This window comes from Paenibacillus polymyxa, from assembly GCF_001719045.1.
Classification (GTDB): Bacteria; Bacillota; Bacilli; order Paenibacillales; family Paenibacillaceae; genus Paenibacillus; species Paenibacillus polymyxa_B.
On the sequence record NZ_CP015423.1, the window covers coordinates 757944 to 779460 of the forward strand.

At 49.5% G+C, this 21517-nt stretch carries 2 protein-coding genes (1 of these 2 running past the window's edge); both read right to left on the minus strand.

Annotation, left to right across the window (positions count from 1 at the left end):
- Complete coding sequence (locus tag AOU00_RS03460; protein WP_069289927.1) at positions 1-19698, minus strand: SDR family NAD(P)-dependent oxidoreductase; 19698 nt, start codon at positions 19696-19698, stop codon at positions 1-3.
- Positions 19682-21517, minus strand: partial view of a hybrid non-ribosomal peptide synthetase/type I polyketide synthase gene (locus AOU00_RS03465; protein WP_069289928.1) — the final stretch only. 9306 nt of this gene lie beyond the right edge of the window; the window shows 1836 of its 11142 coding nt (coding positions 9307-11142); its start codon lies off the right edge, out of view — the gene reads right to left on this strand; its stop codon occupies positions 19682-19684. Before AOU00_RS03465 ends, AOU00_RS03460 begins: the two co-directional genes overlap by 17 nt.

Here is a 21517-nt window from a genome sequence, read left to right on the forward strand (position 1 = left end):
CTACGAGTGTAATTGGTTGAATAACTGGTCGGCCTGTTCAAAATCCAACTCACCCTGCAGTACTTTCTGTATCAAGGCTTGCATGGGCTGCTTAGGCTTCGGCTCTGTAGAAGCCTGATTTGTATCTCCCGCCGACTTGTTCAATTCTTTTGCCAAAAATTTGGAGAATTCTTTAATGTTAGGATAATCGTACACTCTGGTTGCTGGAATAGCTGTTCCAAAGCGTTTATTCACAGCCTGCACCCACTCTACACCTATAATAGAGTCCAGCCCCATATCAATAAATTGATCGTCCCGGCCAATATCCTTTTCATTCATACTCAAGGATTTCGCAAGACTTTCTACCAGTTCCTTCTCCAATGCTTCTATCCGTACAGCCGTTGGCGCATATGTCGACCGCTTTGCCTCATCCCTGGCAGCGGGCGGCGACGAAGAAGGCTTGGCCTCAGGTTGCCGCGGGGCAGGCTTGGATTCTGCCAGCGCAGCTGACTTCTCCGGCTTATCTGCTACCATCTGGATGTTGGAAACGGAGCTCAGCAAAATGCCCTGCGGTTTTTCAGGTACTTTCGCCAAAGTCTGTCTCTGCACATTATCGTTGCTATGGTTAACTGCAGGAGGGCTGGAAACGAGTTCTTGTACCGACACATCGGCTACAGGAGATTCCGCCTCGACGTCCCGGGATTCGCCCCCACGCGCGAAGATCCAATAGCTCTCCTTGGCAAATGGATAAGTTGGCAGACTAATCCGACGAGGGCTGGTATTCTCATAAAGTCTAGTCCAATCGAAGAGCAGCCCCTTAACCCAAAGCTCCGCCAGCTTTGTATACTTACCCTTGCTTATCCAACTATCCACCATTTTTGCCATGTCTTCGTCCGCCTCAAGAACAGCTAGGATGTCTTTATTCTTCTTTGCCTGACCCCAATATAGCCCGTCAATATTCTCATCCCCCGCTAAAAAGCTCTCCAGCTTTCCTGTAAGTTCACGGGTAGACTTAACTATAACTGCTAACCGTTCTTCCATGGCTTCCCGTCCCACCTGCAGAGTAAATGCTATATCTTCCAGGCTGATTTGCGAGTATTCCGGCTCTTTGAGTTCAGCAAGCAACCTTTGCACCTGTTCTTCCAGTCGCTCTTTATTCCTCGCCGACAGCACGATCATTACCGGATTTTGCAGTGAAGTGGCAGCCTGTCTAGTCTCCTGCTCCTCAGGGATATATTCCTCAATAAGCACATGTGCGTTGGAGCCTCCGGCGCCAAAGGAGGAAATACCTGCGATTCTTGGGTATTCAACCGTCTTCCCATTCATTGTGACGACGGGTCTTTTCCACTCTCCCAGCTCCTGTTGAACTATAAAAGGACTATCGCTAAAATCGATATTCGGGTTTAGTGTTTTTGAATGCAGCGAAGGCACGATTTGTCCGTATTTGAGCTGAAGGAGCACCTTTGTAACTCCGGCAATCCCTGCCGCGCTCTCACAATGCCCAATATTTGATTTTGCTGATCCGATTGCGCAAAATTGCTTATCCTCCGTATATTCCTGGAACACTTTTTGCAATCCGGCGATTTCAATGGGGTCACCTAAGGATGTCCCAGTGCCATGCGCTTCGATGTAACTGATGGTTCTGGGGTTAATTCCTGCTTTCTTAAATGCCCTTCCAATGACACGGGCCTGCGCATGGGGATTCGGAACTGAGAATCCGTTTGTCTTCCCTCCATGATTCACCGAGGTCCCCTTTACGACCCCATATATATGATCGCCATCTGCAATAGCTTTGGCCAGTGGTTTGAGCAGTACAGCTCCTACGCCTTCTCCCGGCACATATCCATCTCCGCCTTGTCCAAAGCTTTCGCACCGTCCTTTACTCGATACAAACCTGCCTTGCCCAAGCATCAGGTATTTGTTCGGATGAATGGATACATTGACGCCGCCAGCAATGGCAAGCTCACACTCGCCTTGTTGCAAGCTTTGGCAGGCCAGATGAATGGTCGTCAATGAAGAAGAGCACATGGTGTCCACAGCCATGCTCGGACCGTGGAAGTTACAGAAATAAGATACCCGGTTTGCAATGGAAGCCGGATTGCCAGGAACGGCAATCATTCTGCCCCTAGCTTGTTCCTGTGCTCCATAAAGTTGGTATTCTTCATACATGACCCCGACAAAAACACCTACATTCCTATCCTGCCCCAGGCCCCGCTCCAGTCCAAGCGCTTCCCGGGTATAGCCTGCATCCTCTATCGTTTCATAGACGCATTTTAGGAATAGGCGCTCCTGAGGATCGATGATCTGTGCTTCTCTAGGAGAGATATTGAAAAACATGGGGTCAAACTGATCCACACCTTTAATAAAGCCTCCCCACTTGCTGTAAGTTTTTCCGGACTGGTCCCTGTCCTCGTCAAAGTGCATACTGTGATCCCAGCGATCTTTGGGGATTTCCGTAATGCAATCCTTCCCATCGCGCAGATTGTTCCAGAATTCCCGGATATTTTCTGCATCGGGATACATGCCCGACAAACCGATAATGGCAATTTCCTCCGATCTGCCTGCTCTTTCCGGTTGGGGTTGGAAACTTGCCTGAACTGGCATGAAACGCGATTGCTTCCGACTATTAGAAAGTGACCTTACCGGGTCGTTTTCCACCGTAGAAGGCTTGAAATCTTTCGTAGCGTCCTCTGTCTCGATTCCAAGTAATTTAATCAGCTGCTTCTGGTGGACTTTGAGGAAATATTGGGTCAATTCCCGGATATTCTGGTATTCAAAAAATAAGGTTTTGGGCAGTGTTCCAAACGTTTTCTCCAACTCACGGGTTAGCTGTTTAATCATAATGGAATCAATGCCATACTTCTCCATAGGGGCATCAGTTTCAATCTGCCTTGCCGGTAGCCTGATGGATGTAGCGAGCAATTGCTTTAAATAATTTGCCGCTTTTTCGGCAAGCAGGTCTTGTCCGATGACCGAACCCATCTCGCTTTCCCTTATCATAGAGGAGGCATCTCCAGTCTGATTCAGGGACGGTTGCTGTAGGAGCGTTTCTCTTAGCTGACTGGCATGCCCTTCCAACACCATGACTTGATTCTTTTCGGAAGCCAGGCTCTGATACAAAGCCCGAATTCCTGCACCCGTCTCCATTGCAAACATCCCCATCCCTTCCATGATCTTTTCTGTTTCCCCATCAATACGCATTCCGCCTTCTTTCCAGAGCGGCCAATTGACTGAAATCGTCCGCCCCTGGCGTTGTGCTCGCTCTACCAGCGTACTGCGGTACTTGGCATAGGCGTCCATAAAGGCATTGGCAGCAGCATAGTCAGCCTGTCCTATATTCCCGAGGCTCCCTGCAACGGATGAAAAAAGGATGAAGAAGTCCAGCGGAATTTCCTTACAAGCCTGATCCAGATTCACCAAGCCCGTAACCTTTGGTGCCAAAACGTTTTGCAATTCCTCCCGTGTTTTTTTAATAATGAAATTATCGCTAACCATTCCTGCGCTGTGCACAATTCCGTCCAGTTTCCCAAACTCTTCTTGAATATCCCGAATCAAATCTTCAACCGCCCTTTTATTGGCGACATCGGCTTGCCGGAATACTACTCTTGCACCTAAAGCCTCTATCTCCTCAATCCTTGCTTTGGTGTCACCACGAAGCGGGGAGCGTCCGACAAGAATTAAAGCAATATCCCTGGCCTGTCGTGTAATTTCTTCGGCAAGAATCAAACCGAGACTTCCAGTTCCGCCGGTAATCAAAAATACTCCCCTGTCCTTCCACGGAATGCTGATCACTTCGCCGGAGGCTTTAATTTCCGTCCATACGGCAACATGCCGTCTACCCGATTGATAGCGGATATGTGGTTCTATAGAACCGCGACTGTTTTCTTGTAGGATATTTATCATACCTGCTGAATCCTGCTCCACATCCATTTCTATCAGCTGGCCAACCAGTACTGGATTCTCCAGGCATGCTGTTTTTAAGAGTCCGGAAAGTCCCGAGAATACATGTTGGTGTTCCTGCACCGGAACGACAAGCTGAACCAATGTTTTGCCTTTGGATTCCGTTTTAAGAATATGTTGAATTGCCTCAAACACCTGTGTCGCATAAGTCCTAAACCGTGCATCAATGCTCTTCTCTTCGGATTGGAGAATGAGGCACTGCACCCCGTTCATTTGCGATTCAATAATTTCCCCGGAAATATATCCCGGTTCGCATAAAATTACCAGATGCTGTTGATAGTCAGGTGCTGTTCCTTCCAGAGCAATCGCTTGTTCTTCCCACACAGGCTCAAACATCAAAGTCTCAGGTGCAGTCCATTCATCTGGGCCCCCTGTTCCTCCTTCAGCAACTCGTGATGAGAATCCCTTCATTCTCACACAAACATTCCCCTGCTCGTCACACAAATCGATATCTAACTTTTGCAGCGAGCCATTTTGCCTGCTGTCTTCACTATTACGGATCCAGGCCCACATCTCTGATGTACATTTGTTAAACACCACCAACTCTTCCAATGCAAATGGTAAAGCTGGCTTAATGGAAGCTTTGCGATCACCCGCACTCATAATCAAGCCTATCGTCGCCTGAAGAGCGGAATCCATCAAACTGGGGTGCATCACAAAATGTTCCATCGTATGGTAAACGGAAGAAGGCAAGGACAACTTGGCAAGCGCTTGACCCACCCCGATATATATTTTTTCAATTCCCTGGTGTCCCGGCCCATAGGATACCTGCATCGCTGCAAACGCCTCATAGCACTGACGGGATGAGAAGGAGCCCAGACTGCACTGCTCCAGCAAGGTTTCAATATCTATAGCGGGGATCTCTGCCACCGGAACAATTACTGCCCTGCCTTCACTATGCACCACCAGCTCCGTGTCCGTTGCTCCAGACTTGCTGTAAATTTCATAGGCGATCTCCCCGCCATCTTGAGGATAGAGCCCAACACTGACATCCACCGACTTCTCCCCAACCACAACAGGCCGGATCCAATCCACATCTTTTAACCAAATGGACGTCCACTTGTCTTCTGGAGATCCTGCAACCTGCTCTACTGCCGCCCGCGCCATTTCAAGGTAGGCCACTCCAGGCAAGAGCTTCTGCCCCCTTATCACATGGTCAGACAGGAAAAATTCCTTCCCCGTAAAAATGGAGCTGAACTGCAGTCCATAAATATTGGACGTATTGCGCTGAAGTAGGGGATGAATGCCGACTGCCGTCTCCCTTTCCAGCACAACACCGCTTGCTCCAGTCCGTTTATTGATATCGGTTATGCAATATCGTTCTTTGGCGAAGGGATAGGTTGGCAGACTGATACGGTTTGGTTTAGCCTCTCCGTACAACAGGGCCCAGTCAATAACGACTCCTTTTACCCAAAGGTCAGCGATTTTGCCATAGCTGCCTTCGCTAACTAACACATCAATCGCCGTGCCCGCACCCTCTCCGTCTTCACGAGCTCTATTTTCTTCTCTATGGCGTTTGGCGTGTCCCACGTGTAAGCCGTGGATACCATCCCGGCCTTCCACAAATCCTTTTAATTTCTCTTCTAGCTCCCGGAGAGAGCCTGCAACGAAAGCCAAACGTTCTTCCATCGCTTCGCGCCCCACCTGAAGGGTATACGCTATATCTACCAGACTGCTGTCTGTGAACGGATGCTCCCCGATTGCAGCTAGTAATAGCTGCGCCTGCTCTTGTAGTTGTCCTTCACTCTTGGCTGACAGCACCACAATAGCCGATTTTGGGGTGGTAAGGGTAATAGAATTCTGCTCCTGCTTTCCAGGAATATATTCTTCGATTACCAAATGGGCATTGGCACCCCCGAATCCAAAGGAGCTAACACCTGCTCTCCGAGGAATATTTTCCCCTCGAGTATCCCGCTGTGGCTTCCACTCCTGCGCCTCCTGAACGATATAGAACGGACTGCCTTCAAGTTTTATATAAGGATTAATTGCATCGCAATGAAGGCTTTTGACCAGCTTTTTATGCTTTAACTGGAGCAGCACTTTTATGACGCCCGCGATTCCAGAAGCCAGTTCCAGATGTCCGATATTGGTCTTCACCGAGCCCAATCCGCAATGGGATTCTGTAATCCCGGGCCCTTCTGTATTCTCATAAAGCTCTTTGAAAGCTGCTTTCAGTCCGTTAATTTCAATCGGATCGCCCAGCTCGGTGCCTGTCCCGTGGGCCTCAATGTAAGAGACAGTCCTTGGGTCGATTCCGGCCTTTGTATATGCATTTACCAACACATCCGCCTGAGCCCTCGGATTAGGAGCTGTCAGGGAATTGGCCCGGCCTCCGTGATTGACGGCAGTACCCCGAATCACACCATAAATATGGTCTCCATCCTTCTCTGCATCCTTCAGCTTTTTCAGGAAAAGCATGCCGGCCCCTTCACCACGCACGTAGCCATTGGCCTTATTGGAGAAGGTTTTGCATCGACCGTCCTCACACAGCATTCCTGCTTTGTTGAAGCTGATATGGAGTTCAGGTGTGATAATCACATTAACACCACCCGCAATCGCCATCTCGCAGCTTCCATCCTCTATGGCCCTAACGGCCCGGTGAATGGCCACCAGCGAACTGGAGCAAGCCGTTTCGACAGGCTCGCTCGGACCATGAATATTAAGGAAATAGCTCATTCGATTGGGCCCAACAGACGGTGCCATACCGCTGGAGGAATACGCCTCGACACCCACATTTCCCTGATAGATCATACCGCTGTAGCCACTGTTCGCGGTACCTACAAAGATTCCTGTGCGGGTTCCCGACAGACTCCCAGCCTGAATGCCTGCATCTTCAATCGCCTTCCAGATATAGGTCATCAACAGCCGCTGCTGCGGGTCCATGAGTGCGGCTTCCCGCGGTGAAATTCCAAAGAATAGCGGGTCAAACTCATAGATCCCGTCAATAAACCCGCCCCACTTGATGTTTGTTTTATTGGCCTCCTGCTCAGGGTCACCGTAATACGTCTTCCAATCCCAGCGATCTTCAGGGATTTCAGTGATACTGTCCCTGCCTTCCTCAAGATTTTTCCAAAACTCATCCACATCCCGGGCCATGGGAAATACACCGCTCATTCCCACGATGGCAATGGGTTCAGGAGCAGCCTGAGTCAGTTGCGGATTGGACAACACATTCCCGCCTGCAAACCGGAAACGCTGCCGTCTACCGCGGGTACTGTCTTCCCTACCATCCTCCACGGCCTGCACAGCAGGCTCAGTCCGGGCATGCACGGCAAACTGCTCGCCAAGCACGGCATCATATTCGTCCACCAAATATCTGGTGAAGTCATGAATCGTTGTGTATTCAAAAAATATATCCGGCGTCAGCTCAAGCTGGTATAAGTGATTGATGTTGTTGGTAAATTGTGTGAGCAGGATGGAATCGAAGCCATACTCACTCATTTCTACATGTGCATCAATATCTTCAAGTTTGACTTTCAGCAATTTTGACACAGCCTGTATCATCGCGGCCTGCACTTTGTCCAGCAGATCTGGTACGACATTGCTTTCAGAGGAAGCTTCTGAAATTCCTGTCACCTTTTCAGGCTGCCTAGTCTCTGGAGTCGTGATTAACCCCATGGTTTTCTTCATTTTTGCAAGATTGCCTTCCATCACCATAACCTGATCAACGCCTGCGATCATGCCACGGTACAAGGCCTGAATGCCGGAAGAGGTTGACATGCCGCTCATGCCTGTACGCTGCCTTACCAGCTTCTCCGTCTCCTCATCAATACGCATCCCACCCTCTTTCCATAGCGGCCAATTGATGGATAGCGTTTGACCCTGTCGCTGCTTAGATGCTATCAGAGTGTTCCGGTATCCGGCATAAGCATCCATAAACGCATTAGCTGCAGAATAGTCTGCCTGTCCCTGATTACCTAATCCTCCGGCTACAGACGAAAATAGAATAAAGAAGTCAAGCGGCAAGTTCTTGCTCGCCTGATCCAGATTCACTGTCCCTAATACTTTGGGAGCGAGAACCTCCAGCATCTCCTCGCTATTTTTTTGGAGTATGCGGTTGTCGCGAATGACACCTGCACTGTGAATGATGCCATTGATGTTTCCGAATTCCTCCTGAATTTCCTGGATTAAATCGGTCACCGCCTGCTCCTGAGTCACATCGACCTGTCTGTATATGATTCGTGCCCCTAATGCCTCCAATTTCTTTATCTCAGCCCGTTTGCTCTCATCCAGCGCGGAACGCCCCGTTAAAATCAAGACAGCTTTATGGACTTTATCCGTAATCTCTCTGGCAAAAATGAGTCCCAATCCACCGGCACCGCCGGTAATCAGGTACACTCCGCCATCCTTCCACGGGTTACCCGCCGCTTCCTGAGAGATGTGAACTTCGTTCCAGCTGGAAACCCACCGTGTGCCTTTCTCGTACCGAATCTGGATATCCTCGAGGCTACAGCTGTTTTCTTTTAAAATGTCTATGATTGCTCCCCAGTCCTCATCCTGTCCCAGTTCTATTAACTGACCTACCAGTTTTGAATGCTCAAGCCGGGCCGTTTTTAAAAGACCGGAAAGTCCCGAGAAAAGCTGCTGCTCCTCCTGTCCGCTTATGGCAATCTGGATCAGCACCTTACCATTGGGTTTTTCCCTGAAAATGCTTTGAATCTCTTCAACCACCTGGACGGCGTAACGCTGGAACTGTTCCGCGATTCCGTTTCGGTCGGGTTGCAGTACCATGCATTGCACGCCGTCCATCCGAGCTTCAACTTGTTCACGGGAAATCCCGGACGGCTTGCAGAGTAACACGACATGGCGATCATATGCAGGCATTTCGGCCTCTAGAGCAATCCCTTGCTCTTTCCATACGGGTTCAAGCATCAAGTTACTAGAATTAGACTGAACATCCGAGGAAATCGAGTCCCTATTCAGAATTCTTGATGAATATCCTTTTATCCTGACACAGATGGCTCCGGTTTCGTCGCTCAGGTCAATATCCAGCTTCTGTGCCTTTTCCTCAGCTATGCCGTCTGCATTATAACGAATCAACGCCCACATGATGGAGCTGCAATTTTTTATAATTTCAACTTCTTGAATGGCGTAAGGCAGAGAAGGTTTGATCTCGCCAGACCCCAGCGTCAAGCCTATGGTTGCCTGCAAGGCCGAATCTATCATAGTTGGATGCAGGACAAATTGGCTTTGGTTGTCAGAAACGGAAGACGGCAAGCATAACTTAGCCAGCACTTGACCCTCTCCCGCATACACCATCTCAATCCCTTGATGTCCAGGGCCATAATCCATTCCCATATCCCTGAAAACTCTATACAATTGTGTGGGATCGAAGTTCCGACTGCATACATTCTGCAAGTCTTTAATATTCAGTGCTGGGACCTCCGCAGCTGATCTTCGTGCAGCACTGCCGTAGCTATATATCACAATCCCTGCATCAGCTTCTTCGCTCTCCCCATATATTTCATAGGAAATCTCTTGATGATCATCCAGGAAAAGTCCGATGTGTAACTGTAGTGGCCCATGCTCTACGATAATAGGCCGTGCCCAAACCACGTTTTTAAGGCAAATTCCGGTTGGCCCGCCCTCATCAGATCCTGTTGCCTGATCCACGGCTGCCCGGACCATTTCAAGGCAAGCAGCCCCGGATAAAACTTTACGTCCATTCACCACATGATCCTTCAAGAAAAACTCCTGGCCTGTAAAAGTCGAACTGAACCGCTGTTCCGAGAAATCGGAGGTGTTTAGATGCAGTAAAGGATGGAGCGAAGCAGCAGTGACAGAAGTCATGCCTTTGCCTGCCTTGCTGTCAAGCTCAGGCGCCCAACAGCGTTCTCTCGCAAAAGGATAGGTCGGTAGGCTGATCCGGTAAGGTTTGATGTCCCCATACAGCTTGTTCCAGTCAATAGTTAGTCCCTTTACCCACAACTCCGCTATTTTTTTTAGTTTTCTCTTCTTGATCCAGGTTTCAAGCAACGATTTGGCATCTTCATCCGCCTCAAACATCACAATCCCGTCTTTGCTCTTTTTCACCTGAGCCGTTAGGACGCCAGCAAGCGGATCATGATTCACAAATCCTTCGAGCGTTTTTAGCATTGCCTCTTTTGAATCTGCCACAAAAGCCAGCCGGTAATCCATCGGCTCGCGGCTCACTTGCAGCGTATATCCCATATCCGAGAGGTTAAGATTTTCCTGGGATGCAATAAAGCTTCTCATTCTTTCGGCATACGTTTTTAGTTGCTTTTCACCTTTGGCAGACAAAACGAAGAGAACGGGATTATGGATATCGGCGGCTGTTGGTGATGTCGTAGATGTTCCCGTCCCGGGACGATATTCTTCAATAATAAGATGGGCGTTCGTACCGCTAAATCCGAAAGAGCTCACAGCGGCGCGCCTTTTATCCCCGTGGGAAGGTTCCCAGGCGTTCAATTCTGTATTGACATAAAAAGGAGAATTATCAAAATCAAAATGCTCATTCGGGTTCTTGAAATTCAGTGTCGGTACTAGTTTTCTATGCTTCATGCATAGCAACACCTTTTGCACGCTTGCTATGCCCGCTGCTGCAGAAGTATGCCCGATATTGCTTTTTACCGAACCTATGGCACAGTAGTTCTTCTGATCGGTTTTTTCTTTAAAAGCGGTTGATAAAGCTTCCAATTCAATAGGGTCGCCCAGCTTGGTTCCTGTCCCATGCATTTCAACATAGCTAATGCTTTCAGGCTCAATCTGATATTTGTTGTATATTTCCCGCTCCAGCTCAATTTGGCTGTTTGTGCTTGGCGCGGTAATCCCGTTGGTTTTCCCATCTTGATTGATTCCGGACCCGATAATAACTCCGTATATATGATCCCGATCAGCTTCAGCATCCTTCAGCCGCTTCAGAACCAGCGCCCCTACTCCTTCCCCTGGAACAAAGCCGTTGGCGCTATTGTCAAACGCTTTACACCGACCATCTGGCGACAACATTCCGGATGCAGACATGCCTACATACGATTCAGGAGTCAGATATAACGACACCCCGCCAACCAACGCCATTTCTATCTCTCCGTTAGATAACGCCTGGCATGCCAGATGGGTTGCCACCAGCGATGAGGAGCATGCCGTATCTACGGATATGGCTGGACCTTTCAGATTGAGGAAATAAGAGATGCGAGCCGCTGCAATAGCGTTACTGTTTCCGGTAGTATTGGTGAACTGCGCTTGATGCTTGTACCGCAGCATACTATATTCATTATTTAAAATTCCAAGGTAAACCCCACATTTTTTATTTCCCAACTGTGAGCCACTATAGCCTGCATCCTCAATTGCCTTATATGCTTCCTGCATAAAGATGCGCTGCTGAGGATCCATTCCTTCCGCCTCGGTAGGAGAAATATTGAAAAATAACGGATCAAAATATTCCATATCCTCTAAAACACCCAGCCACTTGCAATTGATTTTCCCCTCTTGCGCTGGACGAGGATCATAATATTGGCTTACATCCCAACGCTCCTTCGGGATTTCAATAATGGAATTTTTGCCTAGAGCGAGATTATCCCAGTATTGCTGCACATCTTCCGCACCAGGATATCTTCCCGAAATCCCGACAATTGCAATTACGTCTTTATTTTCCGAAGGCAAAGGCGATGAATCCTCTGCTACCTTTACCAGGTGGAATGGCTCGGGCTCCCCCTTAGGCGATAGCCTTGGAGAGCATTGCATCGTGTCAGGTCCCTTCGAATGGACTTTCGCAATAGGCTTGTCCGTGTCCGGGACTGTGCTCAAGAACTGTTGATTGAAGCTTCCTCCATGCTTATTGATTTCTTGTGCCAAAAATGTAGCGAATTGGCGAATAGTCGGATAGTCGTAGACCTTGGTCGCTGCTATGGATGTGCCATATCGTTTATTTATGTTTCGAACCCACTCTACACCTATAATGGAATCTAGTCCGGTATCTATAAAGTTTTTATCCGCCTCGATCTCGCTCCGTTCCATGTACAAAGCCTCTGCCAGACTTACCGTCAGTTCTTCCTGCAACAGCTCTGCAGAGGCGCTGCACTCAGCCATGCTGGCCTGCGCCTGCCTTTCAAACGAAATCGGCATCAAATTCACCTGAATGGAAGCCTCTGCCGATTTCTCCTGCTCTAATGCAACGGATGACGGTGAATACTCTGCTGGAGAATGATCCGAAATAGACTGGGCAGAGAATGACGCAATTGATTTGCTCAACAATTCCTTCTCTACAAATTTGCTAAAATCCCGGATGGTTGGATAATCGTAGACTTTTGTCGCTGCTATGGCTGTATTGTAATGCTTATTAATGCTACGAACCCACTCTACGCCTATAATGGAATCCAATCCAAGATCAACAAAGTTTCTATCCGAATCGATATCGCTCCGATCTATATATAAAGCCTGCGCCAGGCTTGTTGTCAGCTCCTCCTGCAATATTTCCGCTGATATTGCAGAAGGAATAGACGACAGCGCTTCCGTCTTCTTCTCATCCTCTAATGTGTGCGATGTCTCCTCCAGTGAAGTTAACATGATCGTTGTCCCCTCCTGGTTGGCAGACTTGCTTAGATGCGGCTGACGGTCCAACAAATTCGGTAAGGATATAGCGCTTGGTTTTTCAGAACTATTCAAAAAAACGGATTGCATTAGGGCTGTTGGCTGCATCGCATGAGTCTGGACGGGAATAGCCTTTTCCTGAGCTTCCGTAACGGCTCTTTCTACAGAAGAGACTCTTTCTACAGAGGGACTCATAATATCCGTGATCCAGTACCGCTCCCTCGCAAAAGGATAGGCCGGCAGGCTAATTCGCCGCGGCTTGGCATCCCCATAAAGCAGGTTCCAATCCATTGCCAGTCCCTTGACCCAGAGATCAACAACCTTCGAATATTTCCTTTTCCCTATCCAGGCAGCAATCATTCTCTCCATGTCTTCATCTTCTACCAGCGCCGTCAGCGCCTCCTTATTCCGTTTGACCTGGCCCCGGTACAACTCAGGGATTCCGTCTCGTCCTTCCAGGAATCCTTCCAGCTTATCCACCAGCTCCTGCATAGACCCTGCAATCACTGCCAAGCGCTCTTCCATGGCTTCGCGTCCCACCTGCAACGTGTAGGCCACATCGGCCAGACTGCTTTCGCTGAGCTGTCCTTCCCGCATAACGGCTAGCATTCTCTCGGCCTGTTTTTTCAGTCGTTCTTCATTTTTGGCTGACAATACGATGATTGCAGGCTTTTGAGCCGTAACGCTCATGGGCACCTTCTCTTCCGCAATGTACTCTTCGATGATGACATGTGCATTGGAGCCTCCCGCTCCAAACGATGAAATCCCGGCAATCCTCGGATATTCCCGCGTCTCTCCATCGATCTCAACCACCGGCCGTCTCCATTCCCCCAGCTCCTGCTGGACGACGAACGGCGTCTGACCGAAATGGATGTTCGGATTCAATTCTTGGGCATGCAGGCTGGGAACCAGCGTCCGGTTTTTCATCTGCAAAATGATTTTCCCCACCCCAGCGATGCCCGCTGCCGCCTCCAGATGTCCGATGTTGGACTTCACAGAGCCTATGGCGCAGAATCCCGTATCCGGCGTATCCTTCCTGAATGCCTGGGTCAGACCCGTCACTTCAATCGGGTCTCCCAGCTCCGTGCCTGTCCCGTGGGCTTCAATATAGCTGACCGTCCGCGCATGGACCCCCGCTCGCTCCAGGGCCGCCCGGATCAGTTCCCCTTGGGCTGTCGGGTTCGGCACCGTATAGCCGTTGGTCTTACCTCCATGGTTAATGCTTGTCCCCCGGATCACCGCATGGATGAGGTCCCCATCAGCGATCGCCTTGGACAGCGGCTTTAATAGGACGACCCCCGCGCCTTCTCCAGGGACAAACCCATTGCCTCCTTCGCCGAAGCTCTTGCACTGCCCGTCTGCTGACAGCATGTGGTTGGCGCAAAGTCCCACATAGCTGAGCGGATGGAGATACAGATTTACTCCGCCTGCAATAGCCATTTCGCATTCTCCGCGGTACAGATGCTCACAGGCTTCATGAATCGCGGTCAACGAGGACGAACACATCGTATCGATCGGCATGCTTGGCCCTTGCAAATTAAAGAGATACGAAATCCTGTTGGCCACTGAACTAAAGGATGTATGAGGGTATATTTGCGTTCCTTTTCTCCATAAATCCAGTCCGTATAGATCGAAACCCGTTTTGGTAATTCCGGCAAATACGCCTACCCGGCGGTTATGCCGCACCGCAAGCTGTTCTCGGGTGTAACCCGCGTCCTCCAGTGCTTCCCAGCAGGCTTCAATGAACAGCCTTTCCTGCGGGTCCATACCGAGTGCTTCTCGTGGCGCAATATTGAAAAAGCGCGGATCGAAATCCGCAAATTCTTCGATAAAGCCACCCCACTTGCTGTAGCTTTTTCCATTCGCCACCGCTTCCTGTGAATCAGGATGGAAGAACCCTTCCAGCGTCCAACGCTCACTTGGGATTTCGGTCACACAGTCCTTCCCTGCTTTTAGATTTTCCCAATATTCGTTCATGTCCCTGGACCAGGGATACTTTCCAGCCATTCCAATGATCGCTATCGGTTCACGCATTTCCCCAGGAGCAGACCCCGCCAAGCTTCGGACAGGCTTCGCTTCCGCCTTTGCCGCAGCCGGCACGGCTTCTTCCTCGGCGCACAACGGTGCCGCAAGTATTTCCTCTACAGGCTGCATGTCATGGCTTATTCCGGTCCACTGCATGCACTCCTGCGGGTATTCCGCCACAAAATATTCCGTCAAGGCGTGCAAGGTCTGGTACTCATAAAACAACGTCTGGGACAGCTCTCCAAAGAAGCCCGCCAGCTTGGCATTCAGCTGGGTAATCATGATCGAGTCGATTCCATACCTCTCCAGCGGCTCATGGGCTTCGATGCTACTGACGCTCAGCCGAGTCACCTCTCCCAAAAGCACCTTGAGTCGATATAAGGTTTTATCGTAGAGCTGGCCTGCATCCAGCTTAGGGGTTGCCTGATTAGAAATAGCTACTTGGATGGCATGGACGCCGGCTTGTGAGACGGCTTTCGCCAAGTAGGCCTCGATTTTCTCAGACTCCCCTTCCATGACCATCACCTGCTCCTTGCCGGAGGCCAAGCTTTGATACAACGCCCTCATTCCCGACCGGGTCTGCATGGTTGTAATACCCATGTTTTGCGTCATGATCTGTTCCGTGTCCGCATCGATCCGCATTCCGCCCTCTTTCCATAGTGGCCAGCGGATGGATAACGTCTGCCCCCGCCGTTGCTTGGCCCCTACCAGGGCATTCCGGTATTCGGCGTATGCGTCCATAAAGGCATTGGCCGTCGAATAGTCAGCCTGTCCAGGATTGCCTAGGCTGCCCGATATGGAAGAAAAGAGCACAAAGAAGTCTAGGTTCTGGCCGCTGCTTGCCTCATCCAGATGGACCAGTCCGCTCACCTTCGGTCCCAGCACCTCCAAAAATTCTTCACTAGTTTTTTTAATGATGAAATTATCTTGAATCACCCCTGCGCAGTGGATGATCCCATGGACACGTCCAAATTCCTGCTGAATGCTGTCCAATAAACCGATAACGGTGTTTCTATGGGTGATATCCGCTTGCCTGTACACCACGCTGGCGCCTGAAGACTCCAGCTCCTGCAGCTTCGTCTGCTTGTCTCGGTCCAGCGGCGACCGCCCCGTCAAAATGAAGGTCGCTGCTTGCGTCTGCCGGGCAATCTCTTCTGCAACCAGCAGTCCCAGACTGCCGGAGCCGCCGGTAATCAGATAGACCCCACCGTCTCTCCATGGAAGCCTCTCTTCTTGCCCAGATGTTTCAAGCCTGCTCCAGCAAGCGATTGTCCGTTGTCCGTTCTCATAGCGAATCCAGCCATCCATCGGGCTACGGCTGTTATCCTCCAGCTTCGCCAGGATGCCTTCCGCCTGTTCTCCCTGTTCCACTTCGATCAGCTGCCCGATGAATTTCGGGTTTTCCAGCCGGGCTGTCTTCAACAGTCCCGAAAGTCCCGCAAAGAGCCGTCCTTCCCCGGCGTTCCGCACCACAATTTGGACCAGCACCCTCCCCTCAGGCTTGTCTTTGAGTATGCTTTGAATGCTCTCAAAGGCCTGAATAGCATAGGCCTGGAACCGCTGATCAATCCGGTTCTTCCCGGATCGAAAGGCAAGCACCTGCACAGCTCCGTTCAAACTCGCTTCAAGTCGCTCGTGCAAAGCTTCGTCTGGTTCACAAAGCAAGACCATTCGCCGATCATAGGCAGTGACTTCGGCTTCCAGCGGTACATCCTGCTTTTTCCATGTAGGCTCAAATAGCAGTGTACGGCTACTCGTAACGGCAGACGCTTCCGCAGCTCTGGCGACACTAAATTTTGGTTCACCCTCTGCCGCTCTGCCGCCTGTAATTTTGTCCTCACTCCTAGGCGCCCAATACTGCTCTTTTGCAAAAGGATAAGTTGGCAACGGAATCCTAGAGTACTGTTCATTTGAAAACAAGCACTCAAAGTCTAACGAATATCCCTGAACATACAGATCTGCAATCGTAGTCAAAAGCTCCAAATACTCGCGGGTATCGCTTGCGTTTTGACAATTGTAAATACATTCATCCCCGTATCTTTTCAAAGATGTTTGTATGCGTTGATCCTTTTCGTGCAGTTCAGAATGATAAACTTGAGAAGCACTGCCTTTTTCCAGCCACTTTTTAAGGGACATGACAAGCTCGCCTTGATTACGAGCAACACATGCAAGCCGATGATTACAGTGCTTTCTCCCAAGCAATAATGTATAGCTCATATTACCGCAATCCGCCTTAGGCTCCTGTTCACAATAAGCAAGCAGTTGCTCTACCTGCTGGCGTAATTGTTTTGAAGTCCGTGCCGATAACGGAATGAAATAAGCTGGCTTTTCGGAATGTCTCCGTTCCGTCTGTGGAGCCTCTTCTATGACCATATGAGCATTCGTACCGCTGGCACCAAAGGAGCTGACCGCTGCACAGCGTCTGACTCCAGGCTCAACCTCCCAGTCCTGCAGATACGTATTGACATAAAAAGGACTATCCGCAAACTGAATGTTTGAATTGCCCGACCGGAAATGAAGTGTAGGAGGAATTTGCTTATTCTTTAATGACAATAATAGTTTGATCATTCCCGTAATTCCTGCCGCAATTTGCGTATGGCCAATATTCGTCTTAATGGACCCTATGGCGCAATATTCCTTCTTGTCGGTATACTTTCTAAAGGTTCGAGTCAGTGCCTGATATTCAATGGGATCTCCCAATTTGGTGCCAGTTCCATGTGCTTCCACCATCTGGATTTGCTCTGGGTGGATATGAAATGTATCGTATACATTTTGCTCGAGTCGCTCCTGAGATTTCTGACTTGGCGCAGTAAGTCCATTCGTGGTGCCGTCCTGGTTGATTGCTGAGCCTAAAATCACTCCATAGATGTGGTCTCCATCAGCAACAGCTTCATGAAGTCGCTTGAGTACAATCGCGCCCAGCGCTTCTCCCGGAACCATTCCATCTGCCCTATCATCAAAGGTATAGCAGCGTCCCGAGCGAGACAGCATTCCTGCCCGGTCACCATATAAATAGCAGCGAGGAGTCGTATGAATATAGACACCACCAGCTAAAGCCATATCCGTTTCTCCGGTCCATAAGCTTTGGCAGGCCAGATGAACTGCAACTAACGAACTGGAACAAGCTGTATCTACAGCTATTGCTGGTCCGTGAAGATTCAAGTAGTAGGAAATTCTAGCGGGTATCACGGAACCCATATGACCCCAAAGCGCTTGTGGAGGCAGGTCTTCACCCAACAATTGTTGGTAATCTCCCTCGGCACAGCCCACATACACTCCACAACGGCGACCCTCCATCCCTGTCCCCGCATAGCCAGCATCTTCCAGAGCATGCCACGCTTCCTCCAGGAACAATCGCTGCTGCGGATCCATATAGGTCGCTTCCAATCCTGAGATATTGAAAAAAAGTGGATCAAACTTATCAATATCCCCCAAAAAACTGCCGTGATTGCAGTAGCTTGCATGTTTTTCCTGGTACTTCGAAAGATCCCATCGGGTTACCTCTTCCACTAAATCGTCACCGTTCTTAAGGTGATTCCAAAGCTCATGTACATTATCAGATCCAGCAAACCGCCCGCTCATTCCAATAATCGCAATGGGCTCCCTTGGTGTTAAAGCTTTCTCTTTATCCTTCTTATTGGGTCTGTCCTGCTCAAAGGATATACTTGCCGTTTCAACGGGATGAAGAATATGATCCTTGTCTTTAGGTTTTTGGATGTCGCGACTTGCATCTTCCATGTTGTCTATTGGATTAGCGCTCTGGTCCAAGACTTGTGAAACTTTATCTCCATATTGGCTTAAAATGTATAGCGTCAGTTGTTTTACCGAACTGTAATCGAAGATGTCGGTAGTTTGCAAATGAATCCCCAGCCCCTGATTGACAGCCTGCACAAAGTTGACGCCAAGAATGGAGTCCAGCCCATAATCTGCGAATGACTCATGAATATCAATCATAGTAAAGTCCACATTCAAAGCCTCTACCAGCTTCCCTACGATAAGCTCCTTGACATACTCTTCAGCCATCTCGCTTGTTACATCAATATCTGATCGAATTCCTTCGTCACGCTGTTTCATTTGAGATTTGTCGTGTTCAGGCTCCTGTTTGTTCAGAATCATACCATCGCTTTCTGCCACAATAATTTGTTGACCTATATCATGCGCTTCCTGAGCAGGGAAGAAAACGGACCGGAAACCCTCCATCTCCAATACCTTTTGCCAACTTTCGGGATATAACCCGGGAGAGCCTGGAATGCGCAGCTCCGGGTCATTATAAAGCCACCATCCCTCTAAAAGGCCAAAGGATAGATGGTTTAACAGAGAGTTACCGCTGATTTCATTTATAAGAATCAGACCGTTTTCTCGCAGCGCCGCTTTGACATTGCGTAACGTTTGGCGAATGTTCCGTGTGGCGTGCAATACATTGGTGGCAATCGCAATATCATATCCACCTGTATCAATATCTTGTCCCTGAGCCGACTCTTCCACATTAAAAATCTGATAAGTCAGGTAAGGATTTTTCGGACCGTACTCTTTTTGTGCATGTAATAAAAATGCTCTGGATTTGTCGGTATAGCAATATTCTTGAATATGCTCCCGATAAGGTTCGAGCTTCTGGAAGACCAAAGCGCTAGTACCTCCAGTGCCTGCACCAATTTCAATGATTCGAATCGGTACCGACGGGTTATGCTTGATCCGCTCATTTAGATAGGAAACTACGATATCTCCCAGCACTTCATTAAAGTAATCCGCTGCAGGACTGTTCTTATATATACCTTCTACCAGTTTCATGGAGGAATTAGGAAAAATGATATCGGTGGCTGGTATCTTCCCGGTTAAAATTTCCGGCAGCTTGCGCAAGATCAATTCTACCAAAAATACCCAGGCTGAGAGATCCGGATTTTTCAGCCATGCCCCTTTCTTCCATTCCCACTCCTTCCATACAGCCTGCAAATCGACCGAAGCAGTACCCGCTACGCTATATGACTCTCCATTGCAGTACAAATACTGATTCCGTACCAAAATCTCTATGCTTTCTTCAAGCCAACGATCGTATAAATTCAGTAAGCCGTTTTTTGTTTTAAAATCCGCGATCATAGCTTTCTTTTCCATTTGCGCATATGGACATAATCCCATCAAGCGCAAATGGCTCCATAACAGCCTGCATAAGATATCATTCATTTCCTTCATCTGTAAGCCTCCATTCCCGTTCAGTCCCTCGTGTCGCTCCATCCTGTTCCGAGTAAGCTTTGCTGTCGACTGTAGTCGAGGACATTGTCTCGTATGCAGCCGCTAGATAAGAAAGATCTGGCATCTTCTTTATTTTTACACTGGCAGAAATATGACTCTGGATGTTTTGGATATACGAAGGAATAGCTTCGAGATTTGAAGCATCGATGTCTTCCTTATTCATTTCCGAAACATTTGCCGGTTTGGCAAGTGCCTTTTGGGCAATGAACGAATCTGTTGGCTTTACAGCATCTGCAGATTCAATGGAAGCCGATTTAGTTTTAATATCCGTGATCCAGTACCGCTCTCTCGCAAAAGGATAGGCCGGCAGGCTGATTCGCCGCGGCTTGGCATCCCCATAAAGCAGGTTCCAATCCATTGCCAGTCCCTTGACCCAGAGATCAACAACCTTCGAATATTTCCTTTTCCCTATCCAGGCAGCAATCATTCTCTCCATGTCTTCATCTTCTACCAGCGCCGTCAGCGCCTCCTTATTCCGTTTGACCTGGCCCCGGTACAACTCAGGGATTCCATCTCGTCCTTCCAGGAATCCTTCCAGCTTGTCCACCAGTTCCTGCATGGACCCTGCAATCACTGCCAAGCGCTCTTCCATGGCTTCGCGTCCCACCTGCAGCGTGTAGGCCACATCGGCCAGACTGCTTTCGCTAAGCTGTCCTTCCCGCATAACGGCTAGCATTCTCTCGGCCTGTTTTTTCAGTCGTTCTTCATTTTTGGCTGACAATACGATGATCGCAGGCTTTTGAGCCGTAACGTTCATGGGCACCTTCTCTTCCGCAATGTACTCTTCGATGATGACATGTGCATTGGAGCCTCCCGCTCCAAACGATGAAATCCCGGCAATCCTCGGATATTCCCGCGTCTCTCCATCGATCTCAACCACCGGCCGTCTCCATTCCCCCAGCTCCTGCTGGACGACGAACGGCGTCTGACCGAAATGGATGTTCGGATTCAATTCTTGGGCATGCAGGCTGGGAACCAGCGTCCGGTTTTTCATCTGCAAGATGATTTTTCCCACCCCGGCGATGCCCGCTGCTGCCTCCAGATGTCCGATGTTGGACTTCACAGAGCCTATGGCGCAGAATCCCGTATCCGGCGTATCCTTCCTGAATGCCTGGGTCAGACCCGTCACTTCAATCGGGTCTCCCAGCTCCGTGCCTGTCCCGTGGGCTTCAATATAGCTGACCGTCCGCGCATGTACCCCCGCTCGCTCTAGGGCCGCCCGGATCAGTTCCCCTTGGGCTGTCGGGTTCGGCACCGTATAGCCGTTGGTCTTACCTCCATGGTTAATGCTTGTCCCCCGGATCACCGCATGGATGAGGTCCCCATCAGCGATCGCCTTGGACAGCGGCTTTAATAGGACGACCCCCGCGCCTTCTCCAGGGACAAACCCATTGCCTCCTTTGCCGAAGCTCTTGCACTGCCCGTCTGCTGACAGCATGTGGTTAGCGCAAAGTCCGACATAGCTGAGCGGATGGAGATACAGATTTACTCCGCCTGCAATAGCCATTTCGCATTCTCCGCGGTACAGATGCTCACAAGCTTCATGAATCGCGGTCAACGAGGACGAACACATCGTATCGATCGGCATGCTTGGCCCTTGCAAATTAAAGAGGTACGAAATCCTATTCGCTACCGAACTAAAGGATATTTGGGGAAATATTTGCGCTCCCTTCTTCCATAATTCCGGCCCATAGAGTTCGTAGCCCGTCTTAGTAATTCCGGCAAATACGCCTACCCGGCGGTTATGCCGCATCGCAAG